This is a genomic window from Actinokineospora sp. PR83, from assembly GCF_021056305.1.
Taxonomy (GTDB): Bacteria; Actinomycetota; Actinomycetes; order Mycobacteriales; family Pseudonocardiaceae; genus Actinokineospora; species Actinokineospora spheciospongiae.
Genome location: NZ_JAJCXD010000041.1, coordinates 25,699 through 44,807, shown reverse-complemented (window position 1 = coordinate 44,807; position 19,109 = coordinate 25,699). Strand labels below are relative to the sequence as shown.

General features: G+C 71.8%; 16 protein-coding genes and 4 pseudogenes. 12 read left to right on the top strand and 8 right to left on the bottom strand.

Annotated elements, in window-relative coordinates:
- Positions 1–94 precede the first annotated feature (94 nt).
- Positions 95–208, bottom strand: a pseudogene (locus L6E12_RS35740) (beta-ketoacyl synthase N-terminal-like domain-containing protein); the annotation flags it as partial.
- A 1,549-nt stretch (positions 209–1,757) separates the two neighbouring features.
- Between L6E12_RS35740 and L6E12_RS15450 the strand changes: the two are divergent.
- From L6E12_RS15450 to L6E12_RS15440, 3 genes are all read left to right on the top strand, one after another.
- Positions 1,758–2,480: an IclR family transcriptional regulator gene (locus L6E12_RS15450; protein WP_236228605.1), complete on the top strand. Its 723-nt coding sequence runs from the start codon at positions 1,758–1,760 to the stop codon at positions 2,478–2,480.
- Positions 2,481–2,862: 382 nt separating this feature from the next.
- Positions 2,863–4,095: a 2-isopropylmalate synthase gene (locus L6E12_RS15445; RefSeq protein ID WP_236228604.1), complete on the top strand. Its 1,233-nt coding sequence runs from the start codon at positions 2,863–2,865 to the stop codon at positions 4,093–4,095.
- Positions 4,092–4,754, top strand: coding sequence for a hypothetical protein (locus L6E12_RS15440; protein WP_236228603.1), 663 nt, complete (start codon positions 4,092–4,094; stop codon positions 4,752–4,754). The genes L6E12_RS15445 and L6E12_RS15440 overlap by 4 nt, the downstream gene beginning before the upstream one ends.
- 230 nt (positions 4,755–4,984) lie before the next feature.
- On the opposite strand, the pseudogene L6E12_RS35735 reads toward L6E12_RS15440, so the two are convergent.
- Positions 4,985–5,101, bottom strand: a pseudogene (locus L6E12_RS35735) (hypothetical protein); the annotation flags it as partial.
- Positions 5,102–5,109: 8 nt separating this feature from the next.
- On the opposite strand from L6E12_RS35735, the pseudogene L6E12_RS35730 reads away from it, so the two are divergent.
- Positions 5,110–5,292: pseudogene (locus L6E12_RS35730) on the top strand (SDR family oxidoreductase); the annotation flags it as partial.
- Positions 5,293–5,323: 31 nt separating this feature from the next.
- Positions 5,324–5,539, top strand: a pseudogene (locus L6E12_RS15430) (NAD(P)H-binding protein); the annotation flags it as partial.
- Positions 5,540–5,601: 62 nt separating this feature from the next.
- Here the strand turns inward: L6E12_RS15430 and L6E12_RS15425 are convergent.
- Both L6E12_RS15425 and L6E12_RS15420 read right to left on the bottom strand, forming a co-directional pair.
- On the bottom strand, positions 5,602–6,357 hold the full coding sequence (locus L6E12_RS15425) for an SDR family oxidoreductase (protein ID WP_236228601.1): 756 nt from the start codon (positions 6,355–6,357) through the stop codon (positions 5,602–5,604).
- Between the two features lie 149 nt (positions 6,358–6,506).
- Positions 6,507–7,289 (bottom strand): SDR family NAD(P)-dependent oxidoreductase, encoded by a 783-nt coding sequence (locus tag L6E12_RS15420; RefSeq protein ID WP_236228600.1) that lies wholly within the window; start codon positions 7,287–7,289, stop codon positions 6,507–6,509.
- 85 nt (positions 7,290–7,374) lie between these two features.
- Here L6E12_RS15420 and L6E12_RS15415 point away from each other — a divergent pair, with 85 nt between their 5' ends.
- Together L6E12_RS15415 and L6E12_RS15410 are read left to right on the top strand one after the other, a co-directional pair.
- Entirely contained in the window at positions 7,375–8,226 is an 852-nt protein-coding gene (locus L6E12_RS15415; protein ID WP_236228599.1) for a helix-turn-helix transcriptional regulator, read from the top strand.
- Between the two features lie 225 nt (positions 8,227–8,451).
- Entirely contained in the window at positions 8,452–9,567 is a 1,116-nt protein-coding gene (locus L6E12_RS15410; RefSeq protein WP_236228598.1) for an NAD(P)/FAD-dependent oxidoreductase, read from the top strand.
- A gap of 23 nt (positions 9,568–9,590) precedes the next feature.
- On the opposite strand, the gene L6E12_RS15405 is transcribed toward L6E12_RS15410, so the two are convergent.
- Positions 9,591–10,763, bottom strand: coding sequence for a serine hydrolase domain-containing protein (locus L6E12_RS15405; protein ID WP_236228597.1), 1,173 nt, complete (start codon positions 10,761–10,763; stop codon positions 9,591–9,593).
- 146 nt (positions 10,764–10,909) lie between these two features.
- Here L6E12_RS15405 and L6E12_RS15400 point away from each other — a divergent pair, with 146 nt between their 5' ends.
- Positions 10,910–11,491 (top strand): TetR/AcrR family transcriptional regulator, encoded by a 582-nt coding sequence (locus L6E12_RS15400; RefSeq protein WP_236228596.1) that lies wholly within the window; start codon positions 10,910–10,912, stop codon positions 11,489–11,491.
- A 28-nt stretch (positions 11,492–11,519) separates the two neighbouring features.
- Here the strand turns inward: L6E12_RS15400 and L6E12_RS15395 are convergent, their stop codons facing one another.
- Together L6E12_RS15395 and L6E12_RS15390 are read right to left on the bottom strand one after the other, a co-directional pair.
- Positions 11,520–12,209: a GntR family transcriptional regulator gene (locus L6E12_RS15395; RefSeq protein WP_236228595.1), complete on the bottom strand. Its 690-nt coding sequence runs from the start codon at positions 12,207–12,209 to the stop codon at positions 11,520–11,522.
- Positions 12,210–12,218: 9 nt separating this feature from the next.
- A complete protein-coding gene (locus tag L6E12_RS15390) occupies positions 12,219–12,749 on the bottom strand; it encodes a carboxymuconolactone decarboxylase family protein (protein WP_236228594.1) in 531 nt (176 codons plus the stop codon).
- Positions 12,750–13,081: 332 nt separating this feature from the next.
- Here L6E12_RS15390 and L6E12_RS15385 point away from each other — a divergent pair, with 332 nt between their 5' ends.
- The 4 genes from L6E12_RS15385 to L6E12_RS15370 all read left to right on the top strand — a co-directional run bounded on the left by L6E12_RS15385 (position 13,082) and on the right by L6E12_RS15370 (position 18,688).
- On the top strand, positions 13,082–13,735 hold the full coding sequence (locus tag L6E12_RS15385) for a cupin domain-containing protein (RefSeq protein WP_236228593.1): 654 nt from the start codon (positions 13,082–13,084) through the stop codon (positions 13,733–13,735).
- 55 nt (positions 13,736–13,790) lie between these two features.
- A complete protein-coding gene (locus L6E12_RS15380) occupies positions 13,791–14,651 on the top strand; it encodes a LysR substrate-binding domain-containing protein (RefSeq protein WP_236228592.1) in 861 nt (286 codons plus the stop codon).
- 209 nt (positions 14,652–14,860) lie between these two features.
- The gene (locus L6E12_RS15375; RefSeq protein WP_236228591.1) at positions 14,861–16,054 is read left to right on the top strand and encodes a GDSL-type esterase/lipase family protein; all 1,194 of its coding nucleotides are present in this window, start codon (positions 14,861–14,863) and stop codon (positions 16,052–16,054) included.
- 207 nt (positions 16,055–16,261) lie between these two features.
- Positions 16,262–18,688, top strand: coding sequence for a helix-turn-helix domain-containing protein (locus tag L6E12_RS15370; protein ID WP_236228590.1), 2,427 nt, complete (start codon positions 16,262–16,264; stop codon positions 18,686–18,688).
- 129 nt (positions 18,689–18,817) lie between these two features.
- Here the strand turns inward: L6E12_RS15370 and L6E12_RS15365 are convergent, their stop codons facing one another.
- Positions 18,818–19,036 (bottom strand): hypothetical protein, encoded by a 219-nt coding sequence (locus L6E12_RS15365; protein WP_236228589.1) that lies wholly within the window; start codon positions 19,034–19,036, stop codon positions 18,818–18,820.
- Positions 19,037–19,109 lie beyond the last annotated feature (73 nt).

Genomic DNA, 19,109 nt, shown 5'->3' with positions numbered 1-19,109 from the left:
GTCCAGGGTTCGTCCCCCGGCGAACACCGGTTCGCCCTCGGCGACCCGCAGCCCGGTGACCGCCCGACCGCGGGTCGGCGGGGCGCCGCGACAGCGCGCCCATCCGCGCGAACCCCGCCGTGACCAGCGAGGTCAGCATCATCTCGCTGCCACCGGTCAGCACGACGTCGCACCGGTCGAGCAGGAGCAGGTCGCGCGCCACCCCGATCGCGGTCGCACCCCGTCCCGGTCGACCCGGGGCCCGGCGGTGGGGTGTCCCTGACGCCTGACCACGCTGGAGTTGCGCTCACGCGGATGCCGTCCTTCACAGAAGAGAGGGAAGAGAGAATGCACGTGGTTCAGACCGTCCGGAACTGGCACGCCGCTGTGCGATCGGATCGGGTTGCCGCTGCTGTTTGCGGACTGCCAATACATCCGACGTCTGGAGAATGCCTGATGCCCCATTGGATGCCTACACCAACTCGACATGTTCACCCGTTCGGCGGCCACTGTTCCACTCTTCGCGAATGAGTTTCGGTTCGCTCGAACGCGCGAGCCGCGCATCACAACGGATCCCCTTGACGTGCCGGGAAAGCGTTCGGTGTCAAGGCAATGCGTGTCGATATGCGTATGTCCACAACGGCATCCACCGCAACGGTAAATCGAGGCGCCGTTGACATTGTGCCGGGGTGGGAAGTGGTGCCTTCGCTCGTCCGGTGAGGCGCACTACATTTCCTTGTCATCAGGGGCACCCAGACTCTCCCGGGTGCTCGCCTGCGGCCGGGAATGTGACCCGTGCCCGCACCGCGGTGTCGACTACCACCGGATCGCCTTCCCGCCCACACCGTTGCCCGACCGACCTGGCGGTGACCACTCACGACGCTGCGCGAGGTGACGCCGCCGGGAGCGAGAGGCGTCGCGCGCGCAAGTCCCCGTTCCGACTCGTGGAACGAGGTTCGCGGGCCCTGCCTCCTCCGCGCGTACCCCGCGATGGCGTTCCGCCGCTGGGAACGCTGCCCGACAGCGGACACGCCCGAACGTACCGTCGCCTCCGCAGTGCCGACGCGCTCGCCGTGACCATCGCGACTCCGAAGGGCCGCCATGCGCACCCACAGCATCGCCACCGCCGACCACGCGCCGATCGCCGTCGTCGGCCTGTCGAGCTGCGGCGGCGCTGCGCGGCCAGGCCGCCCGGCTGCGCTCGGTCCTCGACCTCGGCCCGGCCGGTGTCGGCACCGCGCCGGCGTCCGCGCGCACCGGGTTCGGGCACCGCGCCGTGGTGCTGGGCGACGACCGGGCGGCGCTGGGGGCTGGGCTCGACGCGGTGGTCCGCGGGCTGTCGAGCGCGACGGTGGTGATCGGGGTCGCCGATGCCGGGGACGGGCCGGTTCGAGGCGGGCCATCACCGCCTCGCCGAGGTCCTCCGGCCCTTCGAACAGGACGACCCGGGGACTCGCCCGCCGCCGTGAGGTTCTCGTGCAGGACCCGCTGCTCGCGGTCCCTGCCGATCAGCGCCGGGTCGGGCAGAGGGGTTTGCGGCATCCGATCCTCCTGGGGTTCGCACGGCGGGGCTGCGGTCGGTTCGTGCGTCGGTCCGGTGCCACCGGTTCGGTGCGGCAACGGCGTGGTGGTCCCGCCGCGGAGTGCGGGGACGTCGTTGCGGACCCGTCCGGACTACTGCGGATCTCCGCAGGACGGCTGGTCGACCGGGTTCGTAGCCTTGGTGGCACCCCACCCGCGCAGCGCGGGAACACGACGAGGAAGGTGTCGGTGCTCCATTGAGTGAGACGACGCGATCGTCATCACCCGCACCCCGAGCCATCGCGGGGGTGGGCGAGGACCCGCCCACGGCCAGGGCCGCGGCGGCGAAACTGCTCGCGGTGCTGGAGGCGTTCGCCGCGCACCGGGGCGCGGCGGGGGTCGCCGAGCTGGCGCGCGCGGCGGCGCTGCCCAAGTCGACCACGCACCGGGTGCTGGGTTTCCTGTGCGACGCGGACTTCGTGCGCGCCGAGGCCGGTCGCTACCGACTGACCGCCAAGGTCGCCGCGCTGGCCCCGCCCGATCCGGAGCCCGTCGACCCGCGGCTGCGCGAACACCTGCTCCCGTACCTGACCGACCTGCACGAGGCGGTCGGCAAGCCGGTCCTGCTCGCCGTCCGCTCCGGCGGTGCGGCCGGGGTGGTGCACCGCGTGTGCGGCAGCCGCTCGGCGGGGTTCGCCGCGGGTCTCGGCGACGACGTGCCCCTGCACTGCACGGCGGTGGGCAAGGCGCTGCTCGCGCACTCCTGGGCCCCGGGCGAGCCGGGCGGCGACCTGGGCCGGTTCACCGCGGCGACGATCACGTTCCGGCGCGGGCTCGACCGGGACCTGGCCGCCGTCCGCTCCACGGGCATCGCGGTCGACCTCGACGAGTGGCGCCCCGGTGTGCGCACCACTTCGACCCGACCCGTTCCCGTGCGGAAGAGTTCACGCGCGGGACCCACGCCGGTTCCGGTTGTGTGAATGGGAATTGCCAGCTCCGACTCGGTTGCTCCATGCGCCGTCCGGTGGAGCGTGGATATCGCCTGACGGGCTTGACGATAGGGCAACCGGGTACCCCCGTCCGGGCCTGATTCGGGCGCCCGAAATTGTCCGATCGGGCAGCGGAGGATTTATTCGAGGAGCGTTCGATTTCTGTTCTTCCTGCGAACCCTCGCGTGATGGGCGATCCGCATACAAATCCGTTTCACGTGCGATCGCTGTACCTGTCGAACGGGATCGCAGGGCTTCTTCGCCACGATTTAACGCAGCGGCCATCAAGGTGTCGGGGGTCACCTTGACAGTGGTAAAAGCTCGACGTTCACTGATTTTTGTTTGGTTCCTTTTCTTTGTCGGGGAGTGTGAAATGACGTATCCGGACATCGTGCGGGAAACGGCTCTGGGTGGGCGCGTGGTGTTGTGGGAGGAATCGGCCCGTGACGGCGCTCAGGGCAAGACGTTGATGAGTGCGGACTTCCGGGTGGAGTTGGCGCGCACCCAGGGGGCGATGTTCGGCGCCGACGGGCCGCGGCACGTGGTGTTCGCGGCGGGGTTCCCGGCGGTGTGTCGTGAGGAGTTCGAGGCGACGCGGCGGGTTGCGTTGGAGGCGGGGGACCGGGTGAGCCCTGCGGCGGTGTGCCGGGCCACGCCGGAGGATGTCCTGCAGGCGTGTCGGTGCGTGGCGGGCGCCCGCAATGCCCGGGTCATGATTGTGGTGCCTGCCTCGGACGAGATTGCGGACGCGATGGTGCACGGTACTGCTGCCGAGGCGTTGCGCGAGGCGGTGGGGTTGGTGCGCTTGGTGGTCGAGTCGGGGATGGACGTCGTGCCGGACGTCTGTTTCGCCGACGCGCCGCGTGGTGACGTCGCGTTGATGGCCGTGGCGGCGACCGAGCTGACTGCGGTGGGCGCGGGTTTGATCGTCATCGCCGATACGACGGGGGACATGCTGCATACGCGGGCGGGTGCGTTGTTCGGTGAGTTGCGGGCGCGGGCGGGTGCGGATGTGGTGTTCGTGACGCACCTGCACAACGATCTCGGGCTGGGTTTGGTGAACACCCTGGAGGCTGTCCGCGCCGGGGTGCGAGGGGTGTCGTCGTCGTGGTTGGGTGTGGCCGAGCGTAGCGGCATGGTCGCCACCGAACAGTTGCTGTTCTTGCTCGCGTACCGCGCCGATGAGCTGTTGGGCGCGGGCGTCGAGCTGTGGTACACCGCGCCGGATCTGACTCGGCTGCCGGTGATCGCCCGCATGGTCGCGGCGGAAACCGGTCTGCCGATCACCGTGACCACTCCGATCGTGGGCACTGGTGTGGGCACCATTTCCACCGGTACCCCGTTCGTGCGTCCGGCGACGTTCCAGCCGTTTGATCCCAAGGCCGTTCTCGGCATCGAGCCGACCGTCCTGCTGACCCACCTCGCCAGCGGCCGGGTGTTGCGCGCGGTGGCCTCCCGGCTTGGCTACGAGCTGAGCAAGCAGGAGGCATTCGCCGCGCTGGCGTGGGTGAAGTCGGAGGCGTTCCGCCGCAATCACCCCGTCATCCCCGACGAGGTCTTCACCGACTACCTCAACACCCTGCGCGAATCGGCGGCCGTGGCGTGAGCGACGCGACCGGCACCCGGGTCGATGCCGCGCTGACCGAAGCGCGGGAGGTCCTGCGCGCAGGCGGCGCTGTGGTGCTGCCCAACCCCCACCCCCTGACCAGCGTCGTCGCCGCGACCACGCCCCAGGCGGTCAACGCCGCCAAGGGCAGGCCGGTGGAGCAGTCCGTCGCACTGTGGATCACCGACGACGAGCGGTGGGCCGAGTTCGCCCCCCACGCCGCCCTCGACGACCCGACCCGCGACCTGGCCTGCACACTCCTGGTGGAGGAACTGGTGACCCTGCTGGTGCCGGTGGACACTCACCCCTCGTGGATCGCGCCCGCCACGCGCGACGGGAAGACCCTGCTCTTCGGCGCCCGGTGGGCACCACTCGCACCGGTGTTCGGCGGTGTCAGGGGTCTGCACGTCAGCAGCGCCAACCGCACCGGCCAAGCCCCGGTCGCCTCCGCAACCCAGGCACGCCAGGTGTTCGGCGAGCACGTGCACGTACTCGACCTCCACGACGGCCTGCCCGCGGAAGGCCGCAGGGCGACCACCACCCTGGAATTGCGCGCCGACCGCACACTCACCCACATCCGCGCAGGCGCCCAAGACCACACGCACGGAGGCCCCAGCGCCTACCTGGACCACCTCACCGAGAAATACTCGTTGTCCTGATCGGACCCTGGCGACGTCGACGACCAGGACGAGGGCCGCCCGGGCCGCGTCGACCTGATCACCTCCTGGCTGCGCGTCGTGCTCTCCGTCCGCACGCCCGCGGCGGTGCGACTTCGCAGTACCGTTCAGTGAGCCGGTTGCGCGGCACGTCGACCGACGGCGGGACTCGACCTGGACCTGCGCGCGCCGGGTGTTTCCCCAGGCGAATCAGGTGAAGCCCAACCATGCGTTCAGGCAGGCGAGACGGCGTGGTTCTGGATGTGGGCGATCACGGCGTCCAGGGCGTCGCGCACCCACCCGTGGTCGTCGGACAGTTCGCTGGACAGGCTGCCCAGCGGGCAACCCCCGGCCCAGCCGCACCGAGGTCACCAGGGGCATGGGCGACATGCTCGACACCCCCGCCGCCGCCAGCCCGCTGGGCCGGGCCAACGAACCGGACGAGGTCGCCCGCGTGATCGCCTACCTGGCCGGGGAGGACGCCCGGCCGATCACGGGAGCTGTCCTCGCCGTCGACGCGGGCCGGGTCGCCACGCTGTGACCGCCCACGAACGCTCTCCGAAGGGGACAGGATGATCCTGGTCACCGGCGCGACCGGCACGGTCGGGTCCGAGGCCGTGCGGCTGCTGCCCGCGCGACGCCTGCCCGCGCGGGCGTTGGTCCGTGACCCGTCCCGCGTGGCCCACCGCGACGACCTCGCCGACGGGATCGAGATCGTCACCGGCGACTTCGACCGTCCGGACACGCTGGACGCGGCCCTGCGCGGCGTGGACACCACCATCCTGGTGAGCTCGGCCGCGTTTCCGGGAATGTCGCTGCACCACGCCACCATGCGCGGCGAGGGGCCTGGTCAGCTCAACGCGCCGCCACTGACGAGCAACTGCTGTCCGCTGATCCAGCGGGCCAGCCCGCTGGTGAAGAACTCGACCGCGTCCGCGACGTCATCGACCGATCCCATGCGCGAGCTGAGCGGGCTGGCGTTCTGCACGAGCAGGCGGAGTGGGTCGTCGGCTTTGCTATCGGTGAAGTGGCCTGCGCCGTCCGTCGCGGTCGGGACGACCGCGTTGACCGTGACCCCTCGTTCGCCGATTTCCTGGGCGAGCACTCCGACCAGGAAGCTCGCCGGCAGTTTGCTCGACGTGTAGAGGCCGAAGCCCGCAGTGGGGCGGAGCGTGGAACTGGAGCCGATGTAGACGATCGAGCCGCCGCTGTCGACCACGGCCCCTGCCTTCTGCAGCGTGAAGAACGCGCCTTTGGCGTTCACGCTGAAGATGCGGTCGTATTCGGCTTCCGTGACGTCCAGCACCGGACCCAGGCCCTCGTCGAGTCCTGCGTTCGCCACGACGATGTCCAAGCCGCCGAACCGGCTTCGCGCCGTGTCGAGGAGCGCCTCGATCTCGTCCGGCTTCGACACGTCCGCACGGACGGCGGCCGCGCGGGAGCCCCCGGCTTCGATCGCCGCGACCGTTGCGGCGGCGCCGGACGAGTCCCGCGAGTAGTTGACCACGACGCGGGCGCCGAGTCGACCCAGGCGGATCGCGATCGCCTGACCGATACCGCGGCTGGCGCCGGTGACGACGGCTACCTTGCCCGTGAGATCCGTCATGACTGGTTTCCCCTTTTCTCCTTCGGCGGCCCGCAGCTTCCGCGCGGGGCCGGAACCGACACCGGTCGCGTCGCCGGTGATCGGAACACCGTTGTCGTTCCTGGGCGGGGTGGTGGGGGAGCGGCCCGGGGCTCGGGCCGCTCCCCTTGTCAGGCGCCCGCGCCGCCGTCGACCGGGACGATCGCGCCTGCCACGAACGAGGCGCGGTCGCTGAGCAGCCAGGCGGCCACTTCGGCGACCTCGCGGGGCTCGGCCATGCGGCCGAGCGGGGTTGCCGCGGTGGTGGCCTCGACGATGCCTGGGGTCGCCGCCTCCCACTCGTCGATCATCTCCGTGGCGGTGCCGCCGGGGGTGATGCCGTTCACCCGGATGCCCTCCGGCGCCCAGGTGACGGCCGCGGTCTCGGTGATGCTGTTGAGCGCGCGCTTCATGGCGCCGTACGCGGGGAGGGAGGGGTTCGCGCGACGGCTGCCGATGCTGGAGGTGTTGACGATCGCCCCACCGCCGGTGCGGCGCATGAGTGCGGCCTCGGCGGTCATCGCGGTCCAGTGCGAGCGGAAGTTCACCGCGAACTGCGCGTCGATGTCCTCGTCGCTGGTGGTGTCGAGCGGACCGGGCTGCTGGATCACCGCGCCGTTGTTGAAGGCGCCGTCGAGCCGCCCGTGCAGCTCCTCGACGCGGTCGACCGCGTCGCGGATGCTCGCGGGGTCGGCGAGGTCCAGGGTGACGGCGTCGGCGACCCCGCCGTCGGCGTGGATCTCCTCCACGATGCGGCCGAGGGCGTCGGTGCTGCGGGCGGCGAGCACGACAGCGGCGCCCTCGGAGGCGAAGAGCCGGGCCGCGGCGGCCCCGATGCCGCGGCTGGCGCCGGTGATGAACACGACCTTGCCGGTGAGCAGGCCGATGGGTGCGTTGTGGGTGGTGTCCGTCATGGCAACAGCCTCTGGCAGGCCCCCGACCGGATGCAGGCACAGGTTGTACCAGGATCCACCGGCGTGCCGCGTGCACACTGGGCGTATGGACAAGCAGGAACTCGGGGTGTTCCTCCGCAGCCGCCGCGAGCGGCTGCGGCCCGATGACGTCGGCCTCCCCCCGGGACCGCGACGCCGGACGCCGGGTCTTCGCCGCGAGGAAGTCGCGGTCCTGGCGCACATCTCCACGGAGTACTACACCCGGCTCGAGCAGGGCCGGGCGCCGCGGCCCTCGGGCGAGGTCCTCGCCGGGATCGCAGGCGCACTGCGCCTCACCGACGCCGAGTCCGACCACCTCCACGTCCTCGCGGGCACCGCGCAGAGCCGTACCGGACTGCACCGGCGCGACGTCCGCCCCAGCATCCTCGCGCTCCTCGAACGGCTGCCGCAGACAGCGGGTTTCGTGATGTCCGCCGCGTTCGAGGTGCTCGCGTGGAACGACCTCGCGGCCGCGCTCATGGAGGACTTCGCCCAGCTCGTCCCGCGGGACCGCAACCTCGCCCGCCGAGCCTTCCTCGGACCGGCGCGCGCCGACGTGCCGCTGTACGGGATCTCCGACGCCGCCGAGTTCCGGCTGAGCGTCGTGACGCAACTGCACACCACCCTCGCCCGCTACCCCACCGACCCCGAGGTGACCGGCCTCGTCGACGAACTCCGCGACACCAGCCCCGACTTCGCCCGGCTCTGGGAGCGGCACGACGTCCAGGCCGCGCCGATGCTCACCAAGACCTTCCGCCACCCGACCGTCGGGCAGATCACCGTCGACTGCGACGCCCTCACCCTCACCGACCGCGACCAGCACCTGGTGCTCTACACCGCGCCGCCGGGGTCCCCCGACGCCGAAGCCCTCGCTCTGCTGAACGTGCTGGGAACCGAGGCCGGTGACTACCTGCGGTAGCGCCGCAGCCGATCGCGGCGAACACCCGGCCGCCGCGGGCCGGGTGCTGAGCTACAGTTGTGAGGTCGCGAAAAACGATGCTCCGCGGTTCAACCGCCGGACTTCGCGCATACACCGGTGCAGACAGTTCTGCTCGATGAGCGTCTCCTCGCCGAGATCGGACGTCCCGTTCGCTCACGGCGCTGACCACCGCAGGCACGTGCCCGCGCAACAGAGGAGCGTCTCATGCAGAAGACTGTCACCATCATCGGCGCGGGACTGGGCGGGCTGGTGCTCGCCCGGGTGCTTCGAACTCACGGCATCGCGGCGACGATCCACGAGGGTGAGGCGTCGGCGACGAGCCGCGGGCAGGGCGGGCTGCTCGACATCCACGCGGAGACCGGACAGGCCGCGCTCCGCGCAGCCGGTCTGCACGACGAATTCCTCGCCTTGGGTCGCCCGGGTGAGGATGCCAAGCGCGTGGTCGACCGCCATGGCGCGCTTCTGCTCGACAAGCCCGCAGACCCCGGTTCGACCCGCCCGGAAGTGGACCGCGGCGAACTGCGGCGCCTGCTCATCGACTCGCTGGCGCCCGGAACGATCAGGTGGGGGCACAAGCTCACCTCGATCCGACAACACCCGGCGGGCGGCTTCGACCTCACCACCGCGGCGGGTTCCCCGTTCCACGCCGACCTCGTCGTCGGCGCGGACGGCGCCTGGTCGACGGTGCGCCCGCTGCTCACCTCCGCAGAGCCCCGCTACAGCGGAACCTGCTTCGTCGAGATCGCACTGACCCCGGGCGGGCGCACCCACCAGGAGGTCGTGGCGGCGATCGGCAGCGGCACGCTGATGGCGGTGGCTCCGGGCAAGGGCATCATCGCCCACCGCTACGCCGACGGGCGGGTACGCGGATACGTGGCGCTGAACCGGTCCGAGGAGTGGGTGGGGTCGATCGTCTTCGACGACCCGTCCGCCGGCCTCCACCGGCTCAGCCGCGAGTTCGACGGCTGGTCGCCGCTGCTCACCGCGTTCGTGACCGAGAGCGACGCGGCCCCGGTGCTCCGGCCGATCCACGCCCTGCCCGTCGGGCTGCGCTGGGACAGGCTGCCCGGCGTGACGCTCGTCGGCGACGCCGCGCACCTGATGTCGCCCTTCGCCGGGGAGGGGGCGAACCTCGCCATGTACGACGGCGCCGACCTGGCGGCCGAACTGGCCGCGCACTCCGACGTCGAGGCCGCGCTGTCCACGTACGAGGAGCGGCTGTTCACCCGCAGCCGCGAGGTCGCTGAACGCTCGGCGCACAACCTCGAAGTCTTCTTCGGCGAAGAGGCGCCGCAGAGCGTCGTCGCGTTGTTCAACTGACCGCGACCCGGTACGGACGGTAGTCAGGCCCTCCGTGCCGCGGTGACCAGGGCACTCAGCAGTCGCAGGTGGTCGGCATCGGCCTGGGCGGGGAGCAAGAAGCGTCGGCGCAGGAAGGCGTAGGACAGCTCGTGGCGTGGGTCGACCAATGCCTGTTGTCCGCCCGCTCCGCTGTGGCCGAACGCGCCTGCCCCGAGGACCGGGTAGGTCTCCGCCGAGGCGTGGAATCCGACTGCCCACGCCTTGGGCTGCCGCAGGACCAGGTCGAAGCCGTTGTCCTGGATCTGGCCGAACGCCGCCGCGGTGGCGGGTTCGAGCAGCGGGTCGCCACCGTCGACCGGGGATACGAGAGCCGCGTACAGCTTGGCCAGGCCGCGGGCGGTGCCGACACCCCCGAACGAGGCGGGCCCACGGGAGCGGGTGACCGCGAGGTTGGGCAGTTCCCACACCTCCCGGCTGCGCGGGTGGTGGCGGTTGAAGGCGATGCCGCTGAGACTGTCCGGGGCGGTCGCCGCCGCGGCCAGTTCGCGCAGGCGTTCCGGGGTCGGTGTCATCGGTTGCGCGCTGAGGAACCGGTCGTCCTGCTCCGCGGGCAGACCCAGGTGCAGGTCCAGCTCCAGCGGAGCCTGGAGCCGCTCGGCGAAGTGCTCCTGGACGGTGCGGCCGGTGACGCGGCGCACGACTTCCCCGCTCAGCGCGGCCACCACCAGCGCGTGGTATCCCGCTGCCCGGCCCGGTCGCCAGAACGGGCGCTGCGCGCCGAGTCGTTCCGCCACGATCTGGTCGTCGGCGAGTTCGTCCACCGTGAGCCCGTTCGTGGCGCCGACCAGACCGGCCTGGTGGGCGAGCAGTTCGCGCACCAGGAGGTCCCGCTTGCCCTCGACCGCGAACTCCGGCCAGTAGTGGCTCACCTTCTGGTCCAGTCCCAGCACACCGTCTTGGACCAGCAGCGCCACCACCAGGTGGGCGACCCCCTTGCTCGCCGAATAGATCCCCATGATCGAGTCGGCGTTCCCCTCGGGCCCCGCCCACAGGTCGACCACCTTCTTCCCGCGGTGGTAGGCCGCCACTTGGGCATCGAGTTCGCTTCCCTCGGCGTGCAGCAGCGCGGCGAACCGCTCACGCACAACCTCGAACCCCGGCGCCACCGTCCCCCGGATGCGAGTCGCCGCGTCCTCCTCCGCTTGCCCCATCATGCCTCCCGCTGCTCGTGGTGATGGCGAATCCGTCCGACACGACTCACCATAGCCCCATTAGTGACCAATGGCCACTAACTTGCCGGTCGCTTCCTCCGAGGTCCCACGGTGGTCAGCACGGTGCGCGTTCTGGCTATCGTCGTGCCATGACCGACGAAGTGACCGGGCGACGGCGTCCGGGGCGTCCTGCCCAGATCAGCCGGGACAGGATCGTCGAAGCGGTGTCGCTGGCCGAGAACGTCGACACGCTGACCATGCGCGAGCTCGCGGCGAGCCTCGATGTCAGCCACGGCGCCCTCTACCGGTGGGTCAAGAACCGCGACGAGCTGTTCGACCTCGTCAGCGAGGTCGTCGTCGAGCGCGTTCTGCTGCGGGCCGACGCCGGGGACTCCGACAGCCGAGCCTGGCTCACCCGGCTCGGGTGGGCGATGCACGACGAATTCCTCGCCCTGCCCGGCTATGCCACGCACCTGTCCCGTCCACACGAGCACAACGCGCACTCCGCCGACCGGCTCAGGGACGCGGTCGGCGCCGTTCTCCGCCGATCCGGCGTCACCGCCGAGATGGCCGAGCACAGCTGGCAGATCTTCATCACCTGCGTCATCGGCTGGCTCGCGGCAACCGAGAACCCCCTCCGCCTCGGCGCCGACGCGTCGAGGTTCGACCTGTTCCTCGACACCCTGTTGCGCGGTCTGCCCGCCCGCGAGCCCGGCGCTGCACGACCGTGACCCGTGTCAGCGCGGGAACCCGAGGTCGTCACAGGTGCTCTTCCCTCAGCGTCGATGGCAGGACGCGGGCCGTCTGGCCGTCGAGCAGGGCGCTGATCACGTGGTGCAGCGAGGACTGGATCCTTTCGTGGCTGAGGCGTCCCGCGCTCTCGGCGTCACCTGCCGCGATGGCGCGACACTCGTCGGCGCGTTGTCGCGCCGCGACTGTCAACCGGCTGGGGGCGAACGACGACAGCCTGCGCAGCCGCAGCAGGGCCGCCCGTGTCGCCTGCAACGGCCCGAGCAGGTAACCGTTGGGCACAGCCCGGAGCAGCGCCTGGTCGAATTCGTCCGAGAGCGCATACAGCCGGTCGGTCAGCTCGTCCGTTCTCGGCGCCTGCTCGGCGAACCGGTCGTAGCCGGATGCCAGCGGAGCGAACAGCGATCGTTGCGAGGACCGGGCCGCGAGCTGGACGGCGTAGGTCTCCAGGGCGTCACGAGCCTGGTAGACGGCGACGGTGTCGTCCAAACCCACCGGTGACACCCGGGCGATCTGGCCCGAGCGCTGCTCGACGAGGCCGTCGGAGCGCAGCCGTGCCAGCGCCTCACGCACCGGGGTCCGCGAGACACCCAGGTGGGCGGCGAGCTCTTCCTCCCGCAGCGGACTCCCCGGCGGCAGCTCCCAGGAGGTGATGTCGGCCAGCAACTTCGAGTAGACGTCGATCCTGCGCGTTGCCATGTCCGGACGCTAGCCCAGCGGGCTGACGCGGTCGCCGATCTTGTCGGTGGTTTCCAGCGGCACGCGCGTGGCGTTGAGGAACAGGCTGAGCATGCTGAACCACGCGATGGTGGTGATGTACTTGCGCGTGACGACGGTGCCGAAGGCGTCGAGCATGGCCCGCAGGGTCGGATCGGTGAGGGTGCCGGTGGTGAGCATCTCGTCCGTGGCCGCGGCGAGGAGCGCGAACTCGGGGTCGATGCCGGTGACGGGGCCGTCGGCGGCGACCGCGTCGATCTGCTCGTCCGTCAGGCCCGCGTTGCGCGCCATCTGCTCGTTGGCCTGCCACTCGTAGGGCACGTTCAGCACCGCGGCGGCCCGGAGGATGATCACCTCGCGGTGGCGCGCGTCGATGTCCCGCGTACCGAACACGGCCTTCACCATGCCGATGAGCGCAGGGAAGAACTCCTCGGTACCAGCGAACATCTGCACGACGTGCAGCGTCGCCTCGGGGTCGTAGGAGTCGCCGATCACCGCGCGGACCTCGGCCTCTTCGGGCATCGGCACACTGACCTCGGTGGCATGAGGGGTCGGACGTCCCATCGGTCGGTCCTCTCACTCGCGGGTCGTTGTACACAGGAAGTATACAACAGCTGGGGCGGGCTTGGGTCGGCGCGTGCCACGACTGCCGCCGCCGTGATCGGGGCGAGTCCCCGGGGCTCGCCCCAGAACCGTCCACACCGGACCGTGAGCGATCACCTCGACGCCCGGGCACGGCTCGCCGCCGCGGTCATCGGTTGGCGCGATGACAGTGATCCGACCGAGGTTGTTTCCGTTTCCCCGTGGAACGGAAAGATCAAGAGGGAAGGTTTTCCCTCTCGAGAGGCGATTCGATGTCGAAGATCAGCAGGCGCGACGCACTGGGCGCAGGGGCGGGGGTCGCCGCCGCCGCGGCGCTCAGCGCCACGGCTTCCGCCACCCCGGCGGGGGCCGACCAGCCCACCAAGCCCACCCGACCGTCGGGTGGCGCGCACCCGCACCTGTTCTCCCTGGCCGCGACCGCGCCCACGACCTACGACGGCGGGAACCTGCGCGGCGCCAACGAACAGAACTTCCCGGTGCTCGCGGGCCAGAACGGGTCGGTCTACCTGGTGCACCTGGACCCGGGCGGGATTCGGGAGCCCCACTGGCACCCGACCGCGTGGGAGCTCAACTACATCATCTCCGGCCGCGCGGAGTGGAGCATCCTCGGCACGCACCCGGACGGCAGCTACCACAACGACGTCTTCACCGCGAACCGCGGCGACCTGGTGTTCGCGCCACAGGGGTTCTTCCACTACTTCGCCAACCCCAGTTCGACCGAGGGTCTCGACGTGCTGGTCATGTTCAACACCAGCGTGGCGGAGCCGAACGACGACATCGGTGTCGTCGGCACGCTGAACTCCATCCCGCGGGAGATCCTGGCCGCGTCGTTCGGTGTGCCGGTGTCCGCGTTCGCCGCGGTGCCGAGGGACATCAAGCCGGTGGTCATCACCAAGCGGCGGTAGTGTTCGCAACCACAGTTCATGCGCGTGCGGTGGCGGTGAGTGGTAGTCCGGAGAGGTGATCGACCCGGCGCTGCTGCGCACTTTCCTCTCCGTGGCCGAGGCGGGCGGCTTCACCGAGGCCGCCCGCCGTCTCGGGATGGGGCAATCCACAGTCAGCCAGCACGTCCGACGCCTCGAGGCCCTGGTCGGCTGCGTGCTGTTCGAGCGCGACACGCACAGCGTGCGGCTGACCGGCGACGGGGAGACGATGACCGGCTTCGCCCGGGGCATCATGGACCAGCAGGACCGGGCGCTGCGGTACTTCGCCCGCCCCGGGCCGCGCGGCCGGGTCCGCTTCGGCGTGTGCGAGGACTTCCTGCTGGGGCACGCGGCGGACGTGCTGAGCCGCTTCCGCGGCGCCCACCCGGATGTCGACCTGGAACTGTCGGTCGAGCTGAGCGCGGTGCTGCACCGCCGCCTGGCCGAGGGGGAACTCGACCTGATCGTGGCCAAGCGCGAGACCGGGCACGGCATCCGGCGGGACCCCCTGCTGTGGGTGGGCGGTCCCGGCCTGCGACCGGTGTCGGGGGAGCCGTTGCCGCTGGTCGTCTACCCGGAGCCGAGCGTCACCCGGGCGCGTGCGCTGGGAACCCTGCGCAGCCACGGGATCGAGTGGCGGATCGGCTGTGTCAGCGAACGCCTGAACGGCTTGCGCGCCGCCGTCCAGGCCGGCCTCGGGGTCGCCCTCTTCGCGGCCTCGCTGGTGCCGGAGGGGCTGCACCCGGTCGAGGGCTTGCCCGACCCGGGCGCGGTCACCTTCGTCCTCGACCGTCGCAGCGGGGGCACCGGGGACTCGGCGCAGGCCCTCGCCGACGCGGTCCTGTCCTCCGCTTGGAGCCGCCCGGGGAGCGCGGTCCGGCGGGTCGAGCACGCCTGACCCCACCGGAGGCGGACATCGGCCACGTCGGTCCGGCTCGGTTCGGCGTCTGTGCCGAGCTGAACTGCCGGACCACTTCCGTCGACTTGTCGCGCAGCGGCTCGAAGTGGTCTTCTGCGGGTGCCGGAGTGCGGTTGCTGACCGGAGGAACCATTCCTGCCGGTTGTTCTGCGTGGTCTCCGGTGGGCGGGGCCCATACGTTGCACGCCATGAGAAGCGCATTCATGACCGGTCTCCGCGTCGGCCCGTGGAAGGGAGGTGCGGTCGTGGCGGGAGTGGCCCTGGTCGCGGGCCTGGCCGCAGCGCCCCAGGCACAGGCCGCGCCGCCGCAGGCGCCTGCCGCGGTGGTGACGTTGGGGGACAGCTTCATCTCCGGTGAGGCGGGCCGGTGGTCGGGCAACTCCAACGATTCGGGGCAGGGGGACTTCAGCGGCACGGACCGTGCCTGGGCGCCGGGCGGTGCCGACCCGCACCGGGTCTACGGGACGAGCGCCGACAACGGCTGTCACCGCTCGGACGTGGCCGAGGTCCACAGCGCGGCCATCGCGAACGCCACCGCGGTCAACATCTCCTGCTCCGGGGCGAAGACGACAAACGTGCTCACCGGGGGAACCGCCTTCAAGGGGGAGAACCCGCAGAACGAGCAGTTGGCCCAGGTCGCCAGGAGCCACCGGGTGAAGGTGGTCGTGGTGTCCATCGGCGGCAACGACCTCGACCTCGCGGGCGTCGCCGAGCAGTGCGGTCGTGACTTCATGTTGAGCACCGTGTTCGTCACCTACAAGTGCCAGTCCAGCCAGAGCCAGGTCGTGCAGAGCCGGATGGCCGCGCTGACGACGAGCATTCCCGCGGTTCTGGACGACGTCCGCACCACGATGCGCGCTGCCGGGTACGCCGACACCGACTACCGGCTCGTGCTCCAGGGCTACGCCCACCCCGTGCCCGCCAGTGGCGACTACCGGTACGCCGAGAGCGGCTACACCCGCTACCAGGTGGGCGGGTGTCCCTTCTGGAACTCCGACAGCGACTGGCTCCGGAGCGTCAACGACCAGCTCGCGTCCGTGCTGAGCGCGGCGGCCACCGCCGAGGGCGCCGACTTCCTGGACCTGCGCGGCGCCACGGCGGGGCACGAGGTGTGCAACAAGAACTCCGCGCTGGTCACCCCGGGCACCCCGCCGAGCCCGGCCGCCAACGAGTGGGTCCGGTTCACCGACGTCACCATCGTGCCCGGCAGGAACACCCAGGGTGACACCCAGGAGTCCCTGCACCCCAACGCGTACGGCCAGCGCGCGCAGGGCCGCTGCCTGGCGCTGCTCGCCGCTCGCGGCTCGGGGAAGTACTCCTGCACCGCCCAGCCCGGCGCGGGCATCGAAGGCGTCACCCTGGCCGCGAACGCAAACCTCTGACCTGCAGCAGTCCCGCACCCGTGTCGGGTGGACCGCGATCGTGCGGGCCACCCGACACGGGCGCGGGAGGTGGGGGACGCGTCGCCGACGCGGCCCGGCCTGGCTCGCGACCGCCGGAGGCACGCCTGCCGAGTGCGACCGGTGCGACACCCCGGGCACGCGCGTCGCGGCGGCGGGCCTCCCGGCCCGGCTGGGATGATGGGGTGCGTGAAGAACACCGCGGCCACCGGGGCGGAGCCCGCGTTCAAGGACCTACTGCGCGGCCACCGCCTCCGGGCGGGGCTCACCCAGGAGGAGCTCGCGGAGGGCTCCGGGGTGAGCGTGCGGGCCATCAGCGACATGGAGCGCGGGGTGGCCAGGAGCCCCCAGCGGCGCACGATCGAGGCGATGGCAGGCCCGCTGTCGCTCACCGCCGACGAGCTGACCCGGCTGCGGGAGGCCGCCAAGCAGGGCAGGGTGCGCACCGAGCCCGTGGCACGCGTCTACGACGCCCCCGCTGTGCTGCTGCCCCCGCCCGACATCGACGACCTGACCGGCCGCGACGGCGAGGTGGCCGCCCTGGCCGCACTCGCCGACGAGCTGGCGGGCGGCGGGCGCCGGACCGGGCACGTCGCAGTGCTGACCGGGCCGCCCGGGGCGGGCAAGACCAGCCTCGCCGTGCGCGCGGCGCACGCGCTGGCGCCGCGCTTCCCGGACCACCTGCTGTTCCTGCGGCTGCGCGGCATGTCGGCCGAGCCGAGCGACCCGGCGGACGTGCTGCACCTGGTGCTGCGCACGCTCGGGGTGCCCGCCGTGGACGTCCCCGCGGAGCTGGACCAGCGGACGAGCCTGTGCCGGGCGCTGCTGGCCGACCGGTCCGCGCTGCTCGTGCTGGACAACGCCGCCGACGAGGCCCAGGTCCGGCCGCTGCTGGTCGGCGGGCCGCGCTGCCTCACCCTGGTCACCAGCCGCCAGGCGCTGGTGGGGCTGGTCGGGGTCAGCAGGGTCGGCCTGGGCCTGCTCGGGGAACAGGAGGCCGTCACCCTGCTCGCGGCGATCATCGGTGAGGGTCGGGTCGCGGCGCAGCGCGCGGCGGCGGTCGAGCTGGCGGAGCTGTGCGGGCGGCTGCCGCTGGCGATCCGGATCGCGGGCAACCGGCTGGCCAGCCGCCCGGCGTGGCCGGTGGAGCACCTGCTGGGGCAGCTACGTGACCGCAGGCGGCGGCTGAGCACCCTCACCGCGGGCGACCTGGACGTCCGCACCCTGTTCGACCTCTCCTACCGGCAGCTCAGCCCCGACGCGGCGGTGCTGTTCCGCAGGTTGTCGCTGGTGCCCGCCGCCGACTTCGGCGCGGGCGCGGCGCGGGCGCTGCTGGAGGCGGGGGACGCCGAACTGCTCCTGGAGGAACTGGCTGACGCGAGCCTGCTGCAACCGGGCACCGACGCGGGCCGCTACCAGTTCCACGACCTGCTCAACACCTATGCCACCGAGCGGCTGGCCCAGGACGAGGACCCGGGGGCGGCGCGGCGGGCCGACGAGCGCCTGACCGACTGGCTCGTGCGCACCGCGACCGAGGCGGGCAGGTACTTCGAGCCCTCGGAGCGGGTGTCCCCGCCGCCCGCGCCCACCCCGGAGTTCGCCGACCACCTCGGGGCGGGTCGCTGGCTGGCGGCCGAGGCGGGCGGCTGGGTGGCCGCGGTGGGCAGGGCGGCGGCGCGCGGGCAGCACCGCGCGGTGATCGACCTGTCGGAGGCCATGCACTGGTACTCCGAGATCGACGGGGCGGGCAGCACCTGGCACGAGGTATTCGACCTCGCGGTGCGCTCGTCGGTCGCGCTCGGCAGCGAGCGCGACGAGGCGGTGCACCGCGGCTTCCTGGCCTGGGTGCTGACCAAGCTGCTCGGCCGCCCGCAGGACGGCGAGGCGATGGCCGAGCGCGCGCTGCAGGCCGCGACGGCGTCCGGCGACCTGCGCGAACAGGGGTGGTCGCGGCTCTACCTGCTGTCGTCGCGGCTCGCGGGAGCGGGCTCGCCCGACCACGAGCGGGTCCTCGACGAGGTGATCGCGCTGTTCACCGAGGCGGGCTACCGCACCGGCCTCAGCGTCGCCCACTCGATCCGCGGCGCGCACCTGCTGGCCGAGGGGGAGCTGGACGCCGCGGCCGAGCAACTGGAGCTGTGCGTCGGCCACTTCCGGGAGGTCCGCCGCGGCGGCGCCCCCACCCCGGTCGACGACTCCAACCACGCCTACAGCCTCGTGCGCTCGGCGAGGGTCCTGGCCGCCCGGTCCGACACCGCCGAGGCCGTCCACCGCTGCGGCGAGGCCTTGGCGCTGTTCCGCGGCCTGGGTGTCCTGATGGGTCAGGCGGAAGCGCTGTGCCTGACCGCGGACCTGCTGCGCGGCGGTGACGACGCGGGGGCGCGCACCGCCCTGACCGAGGCGGCCGCCCTCTACGCCCGCCTCGGGAACCCGCTGCGCGAGGCCGCGGCCCTCGCGGACCTGGCCGCGCTGTCCGAGCAGGACACGGCCGAGTCCTGCCGCGAGCGCGCGCTCTCCCTCACGCTCGCCCTGCCGCAGACGGAAGCGACGGCCGAGTTGCGCCGCCGACTCACCGCCGAGCTGTCCCCCGGCGGGTCGCGGCACGGGGTCGACTGAGCGTTTGACCTGCCACGCCGGTGGTCCGGTTGCGCCGATGCAGGCGGCCATGGCGAGCTGGCGCTGTGCGGACCTCGGGACGCGCTCCCGACCGACGCCGGGCGGCAGGCGTTCTAGCCGTTCGCGGGTTTATGACGCGACCGGACGTTGATAGCGCAGGGCTTGGGTTGCGACCCGGGCCCCGAGGTGGCGTGCCGTGCTCATGTCGGCGGTGTGGACGGCGTCCGGACCTTGGTCGTTCCAGGTTTGGGCGCCCGCGCCGAGGTAGAACCCGAGCCGGTTGTCGTCGTACTCGCTGCTGGTGGTGGTGTTCCAGCCGGGCATCAGGCCCAGGCTGACCCAGTGCATGCCGTGTTGTGTGGCGAGCAGGGCCAGGTACTGCAGCGTTCGCTGCCGTGGCGGTCTGCTCGTCGTGGTCGTG

Bases quoted from the DNA above. Each gene is read 5' to 3' on its own strand.
- L6E12_RS15390 (WP_236228594.1), bottom strand. From the start codon at position 12,749: ATGCCCGAAGAGGCCGAGGTCCGCGCGGTGATCGGCGACTCCTACGAC.
- L6E12_RS15425 (WP_236228601.1), bottom strand. From the start codon at position 6,357: ATGACGGATCTCACGGGCAAGGTAGCCGTCGTCACCGGCGCCAGCCGC.
- L6E12_RS15385 (WP_236228593.1), top strand. From the start codon at position 13,082: ATGTCGAAGATCAGCAGGCGCGACGCACTGGGCGCAGGGGCGGGGGTC.
- L6E12_RS15375 (WP_236228591.1), top strand. From the start codon at position 14,861: ATGAGAAGCGCATTCATGACCGGTCTCCGCGTCGGCCCGTGGAAGGGA.
- L6E12_RS15420 (WP_236228600.1), bottom strand. From the start codon at position 7,289: ATGACGGACACCACCCACAACGCACCCATCGGCCTGCTCACCGGCAAG.
- L6E12_RS15395 (WP_236228595.1), bottom strand. From the start codon at position 12,209: ATGGCAACGCGCAGGATCGACGTCTACTCGAAGTTGCTGGCCGACATC.
- L6E12_RS15410 (WP_236228598.1), top strand. From the start codon at position 8,452: ATGCAGAAGACTGTCACCATCATCGGCGCGGGACTGGGCGGGCTGGTG.
- L6E12_RS15400 (WP_236228596.1), top strand. From the start codon at position 10,910: ATGACCGACGAAGTGACCGGGCGACGGCGTCCGGGGCGTCCTGCCCAG.
- L6E12_RS15405 (WP_236228597.1), bottom strand. From the start codon at position 10,763: ATGATGGGGCAAGCGGAGGAGGACGCGGCGACTCGCATCCGGGGGACG.
- L6E12_RS15415 (WP_236228599.1), top strand. From the start codon at position 7,375: ATGGACAAGCAGGAACTCGGGGTGTTCCTCCGCAGCCGCCGCGAGCGG.
- L6E12_RS15365 (WP_236228589.1), bottom strand. From the start codon at position 19,036: ATGCACTGGGTCAGCCTGGGCCTGATGCCCGGCTGGAACACCACCACC.
- L6E12_RS15445 (WP_236228604.1), top strand. From the start codon at position 2,863: ATGACGTATCCGGACATCGTGCGGGAAACGGCTCTGGGTGGGCGCGTG.